The 16,775-nt window shown below is 62.8% G+C and carries 12 protein-coding genes and 3 pseudogenes; 7 read left to right on the top strand and 8 right to left on the bottom strand.

All coding sequences use genetic code 11. From position 1 onward, the window contains the following. Positions 1-9: 9 nt before the first annotated feature. Positions 10-2,046 (bottom strand): hypothetical protein, encoded by a 2,037-nt coding sequence (locus ABZW96_RS33040; protein WP_355080186.1) that lies wholly within the window; start codon positions 2,044-2,046, stop codon positions 10-12. 692 nt (positions 2,047-2,738) lie between these two features. Here ABZW96_RS33040 and ABZW96_RS33035 point away from each other — a divergent pair. From ABZW96_RS33035 to ABZW96_RS33015, 5 genes are all read left to right on the top strand, one after another. Then, positions 2,739-3,518 (top strand): DUF6875 domain-containing protein, encoded by a 780-nt coding sequence (locus tag ABZW96_RS33035; RefSeq protein WP_355080184.1) that lies wholly within the window; start codon positions 2,739-2,741, stop codon positions 3,516-3,518. 1 nt (position 3,519) lies between these two features. Further along, positions 3,520-4,920, top strand: a complete 1,401-nt coding sequence (locus ABZW96_RS33030; protein WP_355080182.1) for an aminotransferase class I/II-fold pyridoxal phosphate-dependent enzyme — start codon at positions 3,520-3,522, stop codon at positions 4,918-4,920. Beyond that, entirely contained in the window at positions 4,917-5,618 is a 702-nt protein-coding gene (locus ABZW96_RS33025; RefSeq protein WP_355080180.1) for an SDR family NAD(P)-dependent oxidoreductase, read from the top strand. The genes ABZW96_RS33030 and ABZW96_RS33025 overlap by 4 nt, the downstream gene beginning before the upstream one ends. Beyond that, the gene (locus tag ABZW96_RS33020; RefSeq protein ID WP_355080178.1) at positions 5,590-7,245 is read left to right on the top strand and encodes an NAD(P)/FAD-dependent oxidoreductase; all 1,656 of its coding nucleotides are present in this window, start codon (positions 5,590-5,592) and stop codon (positions 7,243-7,245) included. Before ABZW96_RS33025 ends, ABZW96_RS33020 begins: the two co-directional genes overlap by 29 nt. A gap of 243 nt (positions 7,246-7,488) precedes the next feature. Further along, positions 7,489-8,181, top strand: a complete 693-nt coding sequence (locus tag ABZW96_RS33015; protein WP_355080176.1) for an MspA family porin — start codon at positions 7,489-7,491, stop codon at positions 8,179-8,181. Between the two features lie 295 nt (positions 8,182-8,476). On the opposite strand, the gene ABZW96_RS33010 is transcribed toward ABZW96_RS33015, so the two are convergent. After that, positions 8,477-8,611 (bottom strand): hypothetical protein, encoded by a 135-nt coding sequence (locus tag ABZW96_RS33010; protein WP_355080174.1) that lies wholly within the window; start codon positions 8,609-8,611, stop codon positions 8,477-8,479. A 464-nt stretch (positions 8,612-9,075) separates the two neighbouring features. Then, positions 9,076-9,819, bottom strand: a complete 744-nt coding sequence (locus ABZW96_RS33005; RefSeq protein WP_355080173.1) for a hypothetical protein — start codon at positions 9,817-9,819, stop codon at positions 9,076-9,078. A gap of 1,171 nt (positions 9,820-10,990) precedes the next feature. Between ABZW96_RS33005 and ABZW96_RS33000 the strand changes: the two are divergent. Next, positions 10,991-11,134 (top strand): annotated as a pseudogene (locus ABZW96_RS33000) (IS256 family transposase); the annotation flags it as partial. Here ABZW96_RS33000 and ABZW96_RS32995 read toward each other — a convergent pair. The 3 genes and pseudogenes from ABZW96_RS32995 to ABZW96_RS32985 all read right to left on the bottom strand — a co-directional run. Next, positions 11,126-11,248: pseudogene (locus ABZW96_RS32995) on the bottom strand (transposase); the annotation flags it as partial. The pseudogenes ABZW96_RS33000 and ABZW96_RS32995 sit on opposite strands and share 9 nt — an antisense overlap. Further along, the gene (locus ABZW96_RS32990; RefSeq protein ID WP_355080171.1) at positions 11,242-12,372 is read right to left on the bottom strand and encodes a Mu transposase C-terminal domain-containing protein; all 1,131 of its coding nucleotides are present in this window, start codon (positions 12,370-12,372) and stop codon (positions 11,242-11,244) included. The gene ABZW96_RS32990 and the pseudogene ABZW96_RS32995, both read right to left, overlap by 7 nt. Further along, positions 12,342-12,908 (bottom strand): DNA-binding domain-containing protein, encoded by a 567-nt coding sequence (locus ABZW96_RS32985; protein WP_355080169.1) that lies wholly within the window; start codon positions 12,906-12,908, stop codon positions 12,342-12,344. The genes ABZW96_RS32990 and ABZW96_RS32985 overlap by 31 nt, the downstream gene beginning before the upstream one ends. A gap of 133 nt (positions 12,909-13,041) precedes the next feature. Here ABZW96_RS32985 and ABZW96_RS32980 point away from each other — a divergent pair, with 133 nt between their 5' ends. Next, positions 13,042-13,971: a site-specific integrase gene (locus ABZW96_RS32980; protein ID WP_355080168.1), complete on the top strand. Its 930-nt coding sequence runs from the start codon at positions 13,042-13,044 to the stop codon at positions 13,969-13,971. Positions 13,972-14,067: 96 nt separating this feature from the next. Here ABZW96_RS32980 and ABZW96_RS32975 read toward each other — a convergent pair whose 3' ends face one another. After that, a complete protein-coding gene (locus ABZW96_RS32975) occupies positions 14,068-16,269 on the bottom strand; it encodes a hypothetical protein (protein ID WP_355080166.1) in 2,202 nt (733 codons plus the stop codon). Positions 16,270-16,343: 74 nt separating this feature from the next. Next, a pseudogene (locus ABZW96_RS32970) lies at positions 16,344-16,661 on the bottom strand (Tn3 family transposase); the annotation flags it as partial. Positions 16,662-16,775 lie beyond the last annotated feature (114 nt).

Genomic DNA, 16,775 nt, shown 5'->3' with positions numbered 1-16,775 from the left:
TTCGGCTGCTCAGACCTGCTGTGGTCCAACGGGTGGTGGGCTGGCAGGCGGTGCGGCGCTCACTGTCGACGGAGGTGGTGCCGCAGCTTCGGGGCCGGCGGTGCCGGGATCGACATCCAAACCCGTCGGGTGACGGTAGCCGGTGAAATGGCCGTACTTCTCGGTCAGCGGCGGATTGTTGGAATCCCAGTGAACAAGGAGACCATTGTCCAGGACGTTCAAACCGTTCTCGTTCTTGACAATCAACGCACTGTGCTTTTCCCACTGCACGACATCGCCCGTCCTCAGGGTCGCCACATCCTCGACCGACGCCCACGGGTGGCGTTCCGGTATCGACTCACCCGCGGTTCCTGCGTACGCGGCCTCTGCGTTCATGGCGGTGTTCTGCGCCTGCTGCCGCAGAGCTTCCGCGACCGCAGGCTGGGACACCTGCACGAGCGAATCGCCGATTTGGATGGGGTTCATTACACCTGGTCGCGTCACCGGTGGTGGAGTGCTCGGGTCCGTCGGAGCTGTCACCCCCGGCGGGGTCGTCTGAGCGGCGGAATTGGCAGTGGCGGCGGGAGCGTCGTAGTTCTGTTGCCGTTCCCGTTTCTCACGCCGATCTTGGTCTGCGTGGGCCGTCTCATTGGCTCGGTCGTCGCTGGGCTGACGGTTCCCTTGATTCATCATCCCACTCAGGGCGCTCATCATCGCCATTTGACTCAACGCACTCGCGCCGTTGTCACCACCACCAGCAGCTGGCCCGGCGGATACGGAAGGCATGCCCGACCCGGTTCCGGCACCGCCCTGCAGTGTGGCCGGGAAGAGAGGGGAAGCAGAGCCGAGGCTCGACAGCGAGTCGCCAACATTGCCGTCCAGAGCGGCACCCGGGAAAGTATCCGAAGTACTCGCGGATCCACCGAGCAAATCGTCGTACGTAGAGCTGAAATCCTCGTTCTGATATCCGGTGGGCTGGGTGACAGCACCCTGAATCGGATACGGATAGCCGCCCTGCCCGCCGCCGCTGTTGTCCGTGTTACTCCTGTTGTCGTTGTTGACTTTTCTGTGCTTCGCCTTGTCTATCTTCTCGGCGAGTTCCCGGAAAGTCTTGACCGCTTGCACGTATTCTTTCTCCCATTTTTCCACCGCGGCGTCGATCAACTTGACGTAGTATCGCTGTTCCGCTTCCGGAGTCAGGACAAATTTTCCGAAATCGTCGCTGCTCCGGTCTTTGTTCTGCTCGGAGTAAAGGATGTATACTTCGCAGTTCGGTGGGCCCCCGGAGCTCTCGCTCAGCTTGTCGCCGTCGAGGTAGAGAGTTTTCGGGCGACCATGCATGAGATTCTCGTTGAGTTCTTTGATGATGTCTGTGAGTTTCTTGAAGAGAGCTGAGTTCGTGACCGCAGAATCGAATGTCGCACCGGTGATGTCCTGGTGTATCCTGAGGTACTCGGCCTGCTCCTTTTCCAGTGACTCTTTTAGGCTCTTGTGCTCGGTTCTCAATTGTGACCAGCCGTCCGCGGTGGCGACCTGCGTGCCATCGAGCAAGTCGGTGAAGTCGGGGGCGGCGTTCGGCTTGCCGCAACCGAGAGTGTCGAGTTGGCACTGCATGGTGAACTCGACGCTCTCGATCAGTTCTTTCAGTGCCTCACTGGCATACTTGGGCTCATAGATATCGACATAATACGCGTGCTTTTTCTTTATCTCGTCCGTAGTCTTTTCGAAGCCGTGGGTCGGGTTGTCGTCTTGATCCTCTGCTGCCTTCTTTGCCTTCACGAACCACGTTGGGTCACCACTCTCGAGCGCTCGGAGGATTTCCGCATATTTTGGATCGTTCTTGAGGTCGCCGGCGTCCTGAGCGAGCTGTCTCCTCAGGTCCCATTGTTTCACCGATCCCTGTTTGATAAGGAGTCTGTCGAAAGCCTCTTTGAACTCTGTCGAATTCAGTCCGGACAACAAGTTCAACGCGCTCTGGACTTCGTCGCCCCGGAATCCGACGCCGCCCGTCAACCAGAAATCCATATCATCACTGATCTTGGCGACTACATCGTCTACCCTGCTCACCAGGCTCTCCTCTGTTGTCGGGGTTACCGAAATATGCCGGATACCGCGGCAATTCGGCTATAAGTGCGGGGACCTCGCCGAGTTCCAATGAAAACGGCGCCGGTGGAGTAGCATTCCGCGCTCCCGTTGCCTGGCGCCGCGACTCCTCTGCGAACCGTTTTCATGCTGCTACAACCGCAACCGCAACCGCAGCCGCAGTCGCAGCCGTCGACGAATGCTCTGCTATCCGGTCGTACGTGTTGATCGGACAGCGCGGAGCCGCTCGGTCGGCTTCACGCGCGGCGGGCCACGCCAGCAGGTAACCGCGCGAGTATCGATAGTGGGGCGGAGGGACCACAAGATAACCCTCCCAAGAGCCCTGCCCTCGCGGTATGGGGGAAATCCCTACTACTGCCGGAGGCGCGCATTGGGCGATGGACGCCGTTCATGTCCTGTCAGGCTGACCAGGGGAATGGGGCCGCATGAAATGCGAGCCGCAGGCGATACGTATCCGCTCACGGGAGTCCGGCGATCTAGCGATCGACCGCTGCGGCGCAGGCGGGCTCTACCGAGTGTCGCTGCGAGGTTGCTCGGATGCCCAGTGCTGGGAAGTCGCCAGCTTGATCCGCTGAGTAGCGTCTGCGCTGCAGTTCGGGCCGTTCCACTCCAGAGCACCGGCGAGGAGGTCCGGGTTTGCCGAGTAGGAGCAAGTCATGTCTGTACGGGTTCTCGTCGGCGCGCGCTCACGCGTCGAGTGGTTCGATCTGTTCGACAAAACGCGTGATTCGGATGAAGCAATGCCGTCGATTGCGACATTGCGGGTATGGGTCCACGAATATCTGGTGCGTCCGAGCGGTGATTTGGGCCGTGATGGGCCGGTGTGCCCCTTTGTCAAACCGGCTGTTGGTCATCACTCTTTGTGGACAGCTGTCATACCGGGAGACGTGGAGTTGACCACGGAGCGGATGAAATCGGTGATCGACGACACTTTCGACCTCTTCGTATCTCTTACGCGACCGGTGATCTCCGGTGCGCCACAAGCTGCCCTGTTGGCGGTGTTTCGGGATTTGACGGACTACACCCGGGTCGACGCCATGCATTCCTTGTGTAAGGACCGTTTCGTGGCCGATGGACTGATGCTCGGCCAGTTCTATCCGGGGTGCCCGCAGCCTGGGCTGTGGAACCACGATTTCCGACCATTGGACGCTCCGCTGCCCATGTTGGTGGTACGGAACATGATGCCATCGGACTACCCCTTCCTGGTGGGGAAGAGTGAATGGTTGTTCGCATACTTGTCCCGGTTCGGTCATGCGCTTCCTGTCAAACTGCGCAGATCCATCGCCGAGTCCCTGTTTCGTGCGGTTGGCGATTCGGCCGGCGCGATTACCGATCACCGCATCCATAGCGCGGAGGACTTGGCCGAATCACGTTCCGCCGAGTGCACCAGCGGCATCGGGATGTCCTCCGAGCTCCCGCAGGGCGGGGCGCAGTGACGTGAATATCATTGAATGGCTGGCACGCGCGGTTGATTCGGCAACGGAGTGGGAAGCTTCGTTCGGCGGGTACCAGCCGCATCCGGATGCCATCGTCAGCGACGAGCGGTTCGGCAGGGTCTTCGATGAACTGTCCGAGCGGCTGCGCGGCAGCACCCCGTTCTTCCATCCGCGGTACGTGGGCCAGATGACCCGGGCGCCGCATCCGGCGGCGGTTGCCGGGTATGTCGCGGCGATGTTGCTCAATCAGAACAACCACGATCTCGCGGGTGGTCCGGCGACGACAGAGATGGAACACGAGGTGGTGCGGGATCTGGCGGCGATGTTTTCGCTACCGGCCCATATCGGTCACCTGACCAGCAGTGGGACCATCGCTAATTTGGAAGCACTGTTCGTCGCCCGGCAAACCCTGCCCGGTCGAGGTGTGGCGTTCAGCGCCGATGCCCACTTCACCCACGAGCGAATGTGTGCCCTCCTCGGCATGACCGCTTACCGGGTGCCGACCGACGCGCGCGGCGCCATTGATCTCGCGGCGGTAGAAAAGCTCGTCCGGACGGGTGCGGTCGGCACGGTGGTCCTCACAGCTGGAACTACGGGTGTGGGCGCGATCGATCCCATCGCCGATGCGCTGTCTCTGAAGGAGCGCTACGGTACTCGACTGCATGTAGATGCGGCATACGGCGGATTCTTCGCGCTGCTGGCGGACGATGACGACGAGGCGCTCGAGTGGGATCCCGCGCCATGGCGGGCGATCCGTGCGTGTGATTCGATCGTTGTCGATCCTCACAAGCATGGGCTGCAGCCGTACGGCTGCGGGGCGGTGCTGTTCGCAGATCCGGCGGTGGCACGGCACTATCGGCACGATTCGCCGTACACGCGTATGTTCTCTGGTGCGCTGCCGCACCTGGGCGAGATCACTTTGGAGTGCTCCAGATCAGGTGCCTCTGCCGCTGCTCTCTGGACCACCCTGCAGCTGCTTCCCCTGCGACGTGACGGCTTGGGAGCGCTGCTCGCATCCACTCGGCGCGCCGCTCTTCGCTTCACGCGCCAGGTGGAGGAATCGTCGGCGTTGACGCTCTACCAGCAACCTGACCTGGATGTGGTCACCTATTTTCCCAGCGCTGCGAGTTCTGTGTCGGAAGTGGATGCCGCTTCCCGCCGGATGGTCGCCGACGGTATGTCCGCCGACCCGACAGAGGCCATATTCCTCAGCACACTTCGAGTGGAAGCGGCCGGATTCGGCGGACGCGGTCACCGTCTCGACCCCGATGCTCCAAGCGGACGCATTCTGCGTAGTGCACTGATGAAGCCGGAACAAGAACTGTGTGCGGACGACTTGGTCGCGCGCATCGCCGCGATGGCGCCTCCCGTCGTCCGCACAGTGGGACGAATCCCGCGATGACCGCCGCGCACAAGGGTCCGGTCGCTGTCGTCACCGGAGGTAGCCAGGGCATCGGGCAGGCGGTGACCGACCGCCTGACACGCGACGGAGTGACTGTCGAGGTGTTCGACATCGGGTGTGAAGCCGCTGTGGACGTCACCGACCCGAACGCCGTCGCCGCTGCGGTGTCGAGAATTGTCCGATGCCACCGCCGTATAGACATCCTGGTGAATAACGTCGGGATTTTCCCACACGCCGCGTTCGATGAACTCGACTTCGGTGCCTGGCGGCGGGTACTGGCGACGAATCTCGACTCGGTCTTCGTCTGCAGCAAGGCCGTGTACCCCTGGATGAAGCAGCGCCGCTACGGACGGATCATCAATGTGTCGTCGTCGGCCTTTTTCGTGGGTGATTTTGACCTGACGCACTATGCTGCGTCAAAGGGCGGGATCATCGGGTTCACCCGATCGCTTGCGAAAGGCGCTGGTAGACACGGGATCACCGTTAATTCGGTGGCTCCCGGGTTCATCGAGACTCCCGGAGTTCTGGCGTCGCCCGAAGAACGGGCGCTGTTCGACGACATCGTGTCCGAACAGTCCATCCCACGTAGAGGCAAACCGGAAGATGTCGCCGCATGCGTGAGCTATCTGGCGAGTCCGGAAGCCTCGTTCATCACTGGTCAACTCATCAATGTCGACGGCGGACATCGATTTATATAGTATTCCGCCCTTCGCAACACAAGGAAGCCTTGCAATGGAGTCATACGATGTCATCGTGATCGGGGCCGGGCACAATGGTCTGACCTGCGCGGCGTACCTCGCCAAGGCCGGGAGGAAGGTGCTGGTACTAGAAGCTCGTCAGGTCGTCGGCGGAGGTTGTGCCACCGAAGAAGTAACGGCACCGGGATTTCGGCACAATTTCCATTCGAACTTTCACGGCATCATTCACATGGGTCCGGTGTATCGAGACTTGGAGTTGCATCGCCGCGGCGCCCGGTACATCTGGCCGAACAATCAGTTCGCGCATGTCTTTCCGGACGGGAACGGTCTGGTGCTGTCACGAGATCTCGACACGACAGTGCGGAACATCGCTCGGTACTCCAAACGTGACGCCGAGACCTTCCGCGACCTCATGCAGGTGTACCGGCATGTGCTGGAGACACGGCTGATTCCCGGTATGTTCTCCCCGCCCGGGTCGCCCTCGGCGGAAGTGGCAGAGATCGAAGCCGCGGGTGGCTTCGACCTGGTCCGCCAGTTCCTCACGACACCCAACCACCTGGCTCGAGATTTGTTCGAGTCGCCCGAGGTGCAGACCTGGCTGGGTTTCTGGGTAGCCCAACTGGCAGGTACCGGCGACGTCTTCGGTCTCGGCGCCAACTATCCACTCATGCTCGCCGGCTCGCTGAAACCGTACGGATGGGCAATCTGCGAGGGCGGCTCCAACAATCTCGCGCGAGCAATGGCGCGTTTCGTCGTAGAACATGGTGGAAAGATCCGAGTCGATTCCCCGGTTCGGCAGATCGAGGTCCGCGACCATCGGATCACTGCGGTCGTGCTCGACGACTCGACGCGGATTCCTGTCGACGGAATCGCGGTCTCCAACCTCGACCCGAAGCACACATTCCTGGATCTGGTCGGCGAGGCAGACCTGCCTATCGAATTCCGCCCCGCAGTGAAACGCTGGCGTTACGACCGAATGTCGATGTTCTGTCTGTACCTCGCCCTGCGAGAGCCGGTTCGGTGGAAGGCCGCCGACAGGGAACCCGGATTGCAGAACTGCTTCGCCGTGTCGCTCTGCGAGTCGCTCGACGTGCTCGACGACAACGCATCCGACTGTCGGTTAGGTCTACCACCGCGATCTCCCGGCCTGTTCACTGTCCACCCCTCGGCCTTCGATTCCAGTCTCGTGCCCGGTGGAGGCGAAGCTTGCTTCTGCGAACAGATCGCACCGTACGACCTACGTGACGGCGGATCGGCTGCATGGGACCAGATCAAGGCCGACTACGCGCAGCTCGTTCTGGACCGTTGGCGGCCATACTTGGACAGCGGGCTCGAGCCTGAAATGATTGTCGGCGAATATATATCGAGCCCGATCGACATCGAGCGAGTCATGCCCAGCATGCGTCACGGCGATTGGAACCACGGTGAGATGACCCAGGACCAGCTGGGCGTGTTCCGGCCTTTCCACGAGTACCCCCCTTACCGGACGGCGTTCGACAATCTGTACCTCTGCGGTGCTTCGACTCACCCCGGGGGGTCCATCGGCGGTGCGTGCGGTTACAACGCGGCAGGCGCCATCGCGGACGATCTCGGTATCCAACCTTGGTGGGGTCGCGCCCCCGAATAGAGGGATGGCAATGGTTAGGTCGGACGTACCACTCGGTGATTGTAGGTATTTCCCCCATACCGAGCGAACTGCAGGCTTTGAAAAAGTCTTGATAATTCTCAGCGAACGAAACGGCATGTTGTCGGCCGTGCTGCCTGCCGGTGCGGAGGTTTCGGGGCCCTGATCGGTCTCGACACCCGTCGACGACTACCCGATGTTTGCGCCCAGTCGATTGTTTGACAACTCGGAAAGGATGGAGTGGCTGTGCGGACACGAGAGGGCGCGTGCGGCGTTTCGCTGCAACAGGTGATCGTGACTTTTTCAAAGGTCTCGGGGTTGATGATTCTCGGCATCGCTGCCGCCGCGGCGTCAAGTCTTAACGTCGCGACGGCGACTGCTGATCCGGTCGCGGACAAGTCGCGCATCGCACGCACCGAGGCCGGCTGGGAGTTACGGGTCAGCAAGACCGCGGAAGATGTCCAACGCGTGCCGAATTTGGCTGCAACGCCTTTCACGCGCGAAGGGTTCGTATCGTTGTCCGCGGCGGCCGATATCACCGGCGCGGGCGCGGAGGCAGTGGACTCGGGGACGCTGCAGCTGGGTTACCAGATCGGCTGCCAGGCAGATGTTTCCAGCGGGCTTTCTCTCGGAATATCCGCTGCGATCGGCCCTGACGCCGGCGTGAGCGTGGGTGCCTTGCCCGATTTTACAGTGGGAGGCAGCGCGCTGATCTTGCCGAGTATTTCGACCACTGTCAAGCCCGGAACCATCACCAGTATCACCTTCGGCACAAAAGCTCTTGCGGGGGCGCATGCTTCGATAACCATGGACCAGGTGGAAGTCAAGATAGATGCTTGCCTCGGCGCCGTTAGTTTGCGCTCGTTCGCGATTGCGTCAATATCCACAGCAACAATGGACAGTTCGGTCGCCGTCTACGGTGATCCGATTTGGCTGTGACGTCCGCGACGGCCTTGTCTTCACCGAGCAGCCGATCGGCCTCGGTCAACTTGCGCACGACCTGCTCAGGGGTGTGCCTCTTCCTCGTGGTCATCGCATCGAGCCTTCCCGCTCACAACGTGGGCGGCAAGACTCACACAGTCGGTGGACCGACCTCATGGGTTCAGGTCAGGATGGCACCGACGAGATCGGGGACCGCGACGACGACGACCGAACGGTGAATGGAGGCAGCCCGGCGACGCGAGATCGCTTCGCGTCGTTCCGGAACTGCACCTACCGATGGGCGACGACGCGCCTATCGCCAGACCGACGGCGGCCGACCAGTGCGAGCGAGGACCGTGAACGATCTCGATGTCGCGGCCGGATCAGACCTTTTATCGATCACACGACACGGCACACCCCAGCGCAGCAACTCGAGAGCGAGAGTCAAACCGCCGGGCCTGCACCGACGATCGGAATCGCATCACGCGAGACAGCGGCTTTCGACACGGTGATCCTTCGTGCGGTGCCTGTAACGCCCAGTGACAAGGGAGCGCTCACCGGCTTCGGATGGCACCCTCCCATCGCGGGGAGAACTGTGGTCGTCAAGCGCGACTCTCACACGCACGCAATGAAGGTGGAGTGCGGAATGACCGGCAGATATCTACCGAGGTCACTTACCTATGTCGGATCGTCAGGATTTGAAGCAGAGGGTCGTTCTCGTTACGGCGGAGTTTCGGGCTGATACTCGCTGTCAGCCCGCTCGGCGACTCGTCGATCACCAGCGCCGACGAACCCGAGAACATCAGCCCGACAGCAACCTCCGCCTCACCAACCCAAGCACCGTGCCATCAGGCGACCACGCTCAGCCACCGGAAGCGAGTCAGAGTCGTTGTTCCGACGGTCCGGCCAGCTCTACGTTCCATCGGTGTCGGTGTCGGTGTCGGTGTCGGTGTCGGATGGGGGAGGGCGGAAAGGTTCGGTTGTGCCCTTGAGAATTTGCTGGATGCTGGCGGCCAAGGCTGAGCCGATAGAGGTGAAGCAGGCAAGTATCGCAGTGAGGGTGAGCTGGGAAGTTGAGTAACGGGTCTCGCTGATGCCGGGTACCGGAAGTTTGTCGTTGCCGAGCAACCAGGACATCACCGATCCGAGTTGCCCGCCCAGATCCCACCGACGCGAGGTCATTTCCTTGAGTTCGGGCGCTTTGCTGTTGATATAGAGCAGAGTGCAGACCGTGAAGATCGCCACTGCGACTGAGGATATCGCTGCCACGCGTGCGAGTAGTTCGTTGCGGGCCCGCAGATTTATGACTACGGTGAGCACGCAGATGATGATGGCGGCGGTAGTCAGGAGCGCCCAGAAGCCGGTGATCTGAGCTGTAGGCATTGGTTTCAGCGACGACCAGACGGTCAGGTATCGGGTAGTCGCGTTGATGCGACCGAAAGCGTTGGTTTCGGCTTTGCCGTTGGGGCCGGAGGCGGTGAGCCACGGCTGGAACAGCAAGGTGAAGGTGATCAGGCTGCAAACTGCTGCCCAGACGTAACCCCAGTTCCCGATGAGGGCCACGCGCAGTCCACTTTCCTTCGGGTTGCGTTCTCGGAAGAATTTCCGGCCGAACTGTGCTGATTTGTTCCATTTCCAGAGATCGGAGGTTTCCATGTGGTAATACTATTAATGTTCCCAGGAGTGGAAATTTGGAGCACGGAGATCGCTCTTACGGGTGCGCTCGTCCGACGCCGCCGGGGCGTCCATGAAGTATCGAGTCCTAGCCGATGGACTTGTTTTATATTGTGGCGCAATACTTTCGAAGGTCATTTCCGCTTCTTTCGCGCTGATGCATCGTTGTGTCGGTGATCCCAACGCTTGACTCGCCAATGACACGGTGCCGAAGCGACGGAGCGAACCCCATCACGACCATCTTCCCCGATGCAAATTTGGCGCGCGTGACGAGTATCTCTACGCGACAACAAATTTCGTGCAGTTTCCGGTCAACGGTACTCGTCATCCGATAGAACACCTCGATCAGGTTCCGAGATCCTGCGTCAAGGAACGGCCGAGGTTGGAGACCGTCGACCGGCGAGAGGGGCGACATAGGGTTGGCTGTGGCCGAGTCCCATCTCCAATGGGGCATTGCAGAAGTGGTCGGATCTTCGGCACCCCGCCACTCGGTGCCGGGGTTGTGGTGGCTCCTGGCGACATCAATGCCTGGATCGCTCCTGGCCGGGCGGATGACCTGTTGCTGCGCTGCGGAGGGGGTAAGGCGTCTAGCCGAATGCCGTCGTCAAAGGGTGACGAGTGTCATTACGGCTGCGACCGGTGGGCCCGTCACCGACTTCCGCACCCGCACGGGCCCCGGTAGCACAGGCTTGGCAGGTGTCTGGTGTGTAATGCGGGGGCGGCCTCCGGGATCGTTGAGGCGGATCGCGGCGTGGACGACCTCAGTGGGGCTCACCGTGGTCGGCGATGCAGCGCGACGGGCACCGATCGAGGCAATGGTGGCGCTGGCATCTGCGGCCGAAGTCGGAGGGCCCGCCAACAGCTGCGGATGACCCGGCCGCCGCCAACAAGTTCTGCCGACACGTTGCTGCTTCGCCCAGGCTGCTTCCGCTGGGTCGGAGCCGGTCGCCTTCTGCCGGTGAGAGGTACCCAACCCAAGGGGTGGGACAGATGTGCCGCTTCGTCACACGGGGTGTCGCGGGCGGTTGCGTCCAGCAGAGTGGTGTATCAGCGACTCCGTAGCGACCGTGTGAGCGTATCGTAGCCGGAGAGTGGGCGGTCACCGCGTGATCCTTCTTGAACCGCCAAGCTCAACGAAGGGAAAGTTCACGCGATGACCAGGATCGAGCCTATCGACCCGGGCAAGTCGTTCGCCGAGCAACTCGCCGCAACCAGCCCCGACCTGCTGCGTGAGATGCTGTCGACGGTCGTTCACTCACTGATGAGCGCCGAAGCAGATGCGATGTGCTGCGCGGGTGTAGCCGATCCACCGGTCCCCACGCACGTACCGCAACCGCTCCAGGCCCGGCAGCATCGCGATCGGGCGCGCCGACGGATGCAGATGCGACAGATCCGGATCGCCGCTCACCACTGCTCGATCACCTCGAACGGGGCCACCGGCCCAGCCGCCGAATCGTCGGGTGGCGGCGGCACAACCGGATCCGCGCCCCGCCGCGCTGCGGTGTTGTTGCGGCGGCGCTGGCCGTCGCGGCGGGCCTTGCGGCTGGCCGCGGTCGCGGTGTCGGTGATGTGGCGCATCTGCTCGACCATCGTGAACAGCGCGTTCTCGTCGACCTCGGTCCGGCCCTGCTCCCGCAAACGGGCCACCGCGGCGGTTTGCTCCCACACGCTGATCGCCGGGCGTGACCACGTCCGGTACGGCACTTCGAGGTATTCACCGGTGTCCGGATGCAGTGCCCAGATGCGGGAGATATCGCGCGGGTCGCGCCGCAACACGAACTTGCCGAGCAACTCCCGCCGCGCGATCAGCGGCTTCAGCGCGTCGCAATAGTATTGGACGTGGTCGAGACGAAACCCGCTGCGGGTCAGCGACCGCCGCTCTACCGGCAGGAAATCGACCAGGAACGCGGTTTCGTTGGTCACCGTCGGCGGGGTTCCCTGCTCGGCGGCCAGCTCCGCCCACACCCCCGCCGGCGTGCGCCCGCCCAGGCCGTCGTGCGGCTCGCCGTGGTAGCAGGCCACCGCCAGCGCCATCCACCGCTGCAGTTCGGTCAGCGTGAGCACGGCTTTCGCGTCACTGTCATAGTCGCCGCGCTCACGCGGGTTGGAGAACGTGGTGCCCGGCAGCTCATGGGTCAGCCGCATCATGGTGCCCACCAGGCGTTCGACGATGCCGCCATAGTGCGGGGCACCCAGCGGCCGGTAGCCGATACCGATGCCGTGCTGATCGCAGCCACGGCGCAGGGCCTCGCTCTTGAACTCGACGGCGTTGTCGACATACAGCCGGGCCGGTTTGCCGCTCATCGGCCACACCGCATCCACGCCGAGGCGCTCCAGCCAGGCCCGCTTGTCGATCGCCATCTGCGCCAAACACAGGCCCACCGACGTCGCCGACGGTGTCTCCAGGGTGATCACCAGTTCCGGAACGCATTTCGTGGCCTCGTCGATCGCCGCGGTCACATACGGCCGGCCGATCGGCAGCCGGTGCAGCTCGTCGACCACGATCACATCCGCCGGGGTGTGATCGATCTGCACCCGCTCCAGCAGCCCTGCACCGGTGGCGTGGAACCACCCGCCGCCCGCCGAGCGCGGGCCGCGTCGGCCCCTTCCCGCGCCGTGACCGCCTTCGCCTGATCCAACCGGCCGATCCGCCGCACCACCGCCGACCGGGACGGCGGGCGCAGGCCCTTGGCCCGGCACTCGTGGGTGATCTCCCGGCAGATCACCGCCACCGAACGACGCTGCCGCGTCAAATACCTCGTCCGCAACACCCTCCGCACGATCGCCTCCACCTCATCGGGCAGTCGCTCACCACCGCGCCCACCGCTCGAGGTGCCCGGCAGCAGATCCGAGGCCAGGCTGTCCCCGGCTCGCCACCGTTTCACCAGCGTATACACCTGCCGACGTTTCAAGCCCAGCTCTGCTCCGGCTTTGTCGGCGGCAGCAACGCTCACCCGATCGTTGTACGCGAGGCGGCCGATCACCTCCGCTCGGTGCACCGCCGACTGCCAGTGCGACTCATCTGCGGTGACCACACCGCGGTCCACGGCCTTGGCCGTATCGGCGGACATACCGATGCTCTCTCGTGCACACGACGTCGAACGAAAAGCACACTAGTGCAGACGAGTTCGCGACACGCCGATGTTCGAAGTCCACTGCAAACAGAGCCGACCCCCAGGACAATGGTGCAGAGGAGTTCGAACATTGACACCGGACCTCGGGGCGGTTCGGGTGCTGCGTGGCGGGGTGCGGCTTGCCGACGCGGTCCGCGCTTTCCTGGACACGATCCCGGTCGCCAACACCCGCCGCGGCTACGCGACCGCACTCGACGCGCTGGTTTGTGCTTTCGGATTCGATTCGGATACGGGCATGTTGGAGCCTGAGCGGGTGGGCGGCTGGTTCACCTTCACGTGGGGTGACAAGTCCTCGCAGACGTTCAATGTCCGCTTGGCCGCGCTGCGCTCGGCGTGCGAGTACTGGCGCGCGCAGGGGTGGCTGGTCGGGGATCCGTTGTCGCGGTTGGTATCGCGGACAGTGCCGCAGGATCGTTCCAAGGCTCTGACCCGTGAGGAGATCACCGCGATCCTGACCGGTGATGCGCCGCTGCGGGAGCGCGTGCTGTGGCACCTGCTCTACGAAACCGCCGCCCGCGTCGAAGACATACTGCCGCTGGACGTTCCGGATCTGGACAGGCCGAATCGGTGCGCGACTGTGGTCCGCAAGGGTGGGGCTATCGATATCGTGGCCTGGCAGAGCGGCACTGCCCGGCTGTTGCCGCGCCTGCTGGCCGGCCGCCGCACCGGCCCGGTGTTCCTGACCAATCGCAAGGCCAAACCCATTGTGGCCAAGGCGGATATCGATCCCGGGACCGGGCGGGCGCGGTTGTCGTATCGGCGGGCCCTCGAGGTGTTCGAGAACCACACCGCCGAGTTCACGCGCGGGCCGTTCACGCTGCATCAGCTGCGGCATTCGAAGCTCACTCACGCTGCCGAGGACGGCGCGTCCACGCCGATGCTGATGCGCATGAGTGGGCATTCCTCGGTCCGGTCGCTGGCCAAATACGCGATACCTTCGGCGGAATCGCTGATGGCATGGCAGGCCAAGACCGATCCCGCCGCCCGGCGAAGCCGCTGAGGGGTGCCTCATTTGACCAAACCGCGGACGCTTGAGCTCGGCAGACAGTTCAGCGGCCCTCCGAGAATCGGCGTGGGTCCGCAGAGGCGAAGGGAATCAGGACGTGGAGAGCGTCTGGTCAGAGATGATCGCAAGGATGCTCCGGCGGAAACGTTCGTCGTTCTGAACGGATTCAGGGGCTGAACTGGCCCTCACCATCCTGCGGTCTTGTACGGCGAGTTTCCGCAGCGCATCCACGACATGAGGGGTTAGGACCGAGGGGCCGAGCTCTTCGAACAGCTCGATGGGCTGTTGCTGGTAGAGGGAGTCGGTGTTCGGTAGGTCTCCCACGATCATGTCGACCAGTTCTGCTCTGGCTCTCTCGGTGTTGTACTGGGCCGGGGCAATACTCAGTAGCGCACGTACTGCGGCTGGGCGGAGTCGGGGGGAATCGAGCAGCGAAACCAGCGCAGGCAGTAGTTCCTCGGCCGCTGAACCGATTCGTGCGGCCAAGTTTGTGGCGTCGATCACTGTCCAGAGGTCGGTCCGAATGGTTCGGTGCAACACCCGATCCAGGACGGGGAGAACCGCTGCCGGTTCGCCGCCGTGATGCACCCACAACCGCCCGATCTGCACATGCTCGCTGAATTCGTATGCGGGAGCATCCAGTGACGGTGGTTGAGACACCACATTCGCCAACACGCTCACCAGCCGTTCGGAGGGAGCCAGCGACAGGCCGGCCTCTGCCGTCATTCGGTCGACAGAGCGCTTGCGGATCCCATTCTCGATGGCTGCCAGCAGAACCTCGGTGCGTCCGGTCAGCTCGTGCAAGGCAGTCGCTGCATCAAGGGTGGTGAAGCCTGTTCCCTCGGTGGCAACCTGCGTGAGCCGATTAGCAGTCCACTGCGGCTCGCCGCCCATCGCGGCGAACGCGGTGAGCGCGGCCACCGCTTGAATACGGCTCAGCGATCCGCTGTAGAGGAGGTTGAGTACTTCAGGTCCGGCGGCGTGGGCGCATGATGCCCACGTGCGAAGTATCCGGAACAGGTTGATGAGCTCGTTGTGTCGACTGGTACGGGAGTAGTGGTTGGTAGGGGGTGAAGGTGGTTCGGCCAGTTGTGAGAGTCGGTTCCGGATCGCGTCGAGCAAGGGTGCTGACAACTCGAACGACGCGCATGCCTCGGCCATCTGTGACAAGGCTGCCGATCGTGTTGCCAATTCCTGGGCCAGCAAGATGGGCGCCCGTGGATCCCGCCACTGCACCAGGCACGCCACTGCTGCGTCGGCGACGCGCGGGCGTTCCAAGTGTCCAGCAAGTGTGGCGAGTGTGTCGGCTAGACTTGGGACGGCGTCGGGGCCAAATGCGCACAGCAGATTCACTGCACGGCGTCCGACGTACTCCTCCACCACGCCTTCTGTCGCCACGATGGTCAGCACAGGGATGAGTGCTGGTGCGGCGCTGCGGAATTCGACACAAAGGCGCTCGGCGTTGGACATGCCCCCGCGTCGAATCAACACCGCAGAAGGGCCCGTGTTGGTGAGCTCGAGGGCGATCAGGTCCGCGGCGGTGGCGATGTCACAGTGATGGACCAGGGCGTTTATCAGGTCGGTGATGTGATGGTCCAGCTCCCCGATGGTGTCGTGCATCAAGTCATCGGCGAGCCAAGCGGTTCCGGCTGCGTAAACCTCACCTTCCCATGGCATGCCGGCCACGATGCAGGTTGCTGCCGCGCGCAGGCGGGTCTGCGGGGCTTCGGCCGGTCCCAACGCCGCGATCACCAACTCGCGTGCCAGCGGGTCGTCGAGCTTCCCTGCGGTAGTGAGGATGTGGGTCCGCAGCCACGGCTCGCTCTCAACCTCCCACCGCTCGAGCAACAGGGGCAGAAATAGATCGGTGCGTTGCGTTCCGATCATGATGGAAAGGGCGGTACTACGTAGATGGTCATCGGCGTCGTCCACGAAAGGGCGCAGTAACGGCGACTGTTGTGCGACTGCGTGTCGAGCGGCACCGGGTTCGGCGACCCCTCGTTCATCGTTGCTGGCGGCGATCTCTGCCAAGAGATCCAAGACGCCGCGGGTCTGAATACCGGCCCCAGCCAATCGAGCCAGGAACGGTACCGCATGCGCAGTCGCGGAGTAGACCGTGCCTTGATGCCAAATGTTGCCGAACAGCTCCTGCAACGCCGCCGCTGCCTCGTCTTCGGCGCCGGACTGGAGTCGGCGCAGTAGCTCCGGCACATCCTGGGCCGATCCATAGGCATGACTCAGTTCTGCCCACGGCACCGATTCCAAGCCGACCCACAGCGCGTCTGTAACCATGCCGACAAACTAGCCACTGCCCAGGGTTGGGAAGTCGACCAAGTTGGTCACTCGATTGGGAGCCACAGCGGGATTTACTCTTCTGAGGCTTCCGGATCACGCAGTGGCCGGTGACCGCCACCGAAGTCCGGCAAATGGAAGGCGTAGTGCCCATCCAGGCCGATGTGCTCGCGCATGAACGGTGAGAGCCGGGCGGCGTCCTCGTCGCGGACGGGATAGTCCTGGGTGCGCAGCGCGTCCAGCGCACGGTCGGTGTAGCGGGAATTCCACAACACGACGCAGTTCAGCACGAGACCGAGAGAATTGAGCTGGTCTTCCATGCCGTCGTGGTAGGCGCGATAGATTTCACCCTTGCGACCATGGAAGATTCGCCGCCCCAGGTCGTGGCGGCCCTCGGTGAGGTTGGACTAATGCTGCGTTCCTCAAAGATCATGTATCTTGTTGCTGGTCTTGGTGGTTCAGGTGTGGTTGAGGTGGGTCCTGCCGAAGGTATTGGTTGCGCGTCC

Source organism: Nocardia sp. NPDC004168 (genome assembly GCF_040610355.1).
GTDB lineage: Bacteria > Actinomycetota > Actinomycetes > Mycobacteriales > Mycobacteriaceae > Nocardia > Nocardia sichangensis.
This window is presented reverse-complemented; position numbering and strand designations above follow the sequence as displayed.

Coding starts and splice junctions, on each gene's coding strand:
- ABZW96_RS33025 (WP_355080180.1), top strand. CDS start 4,917: ATGACCGCCGCGCACAAGGGTCCGGTCGCTGTCGTCACCGGAGGTAGC.
- ABZW96_RS33035 (WP_355080184.1), top strand. CDS start 2,739: ATGTCTGTACGGGTTCTCGTCGGCGCGCGCTCACGCGTCGAGTGGTTC.
- ABZW96_RS33005 (WP_355080173.1), bottom strand. CDS start 9,819: ATGGAAACCTCCGATCTCTGGAAATGGAACAAATCAGCACAGTTCGGC.
- ABZW96_RS32975 (WP_355080166.1), bottom strand. CDS start 16,269: ATGGTTACAGACGCGCTGTGGGTCGGCTTGGAATCGGTGCCGTGGGCA.
- ABZW96_RS33020 (WP_355080178.1), top strand. CDS start 5,590: ATGTCGACGGCGGACATCGATTTATATAGTATTCCGCCCTTCGCAACA.
- ABZW96_RS32985 (WP_355080169.1), bottom strand. CDS start 12,908: ATGTCCGCCGATACGGCCAAGGCCGTGGACCGCGGTGTGGTCACCGCA.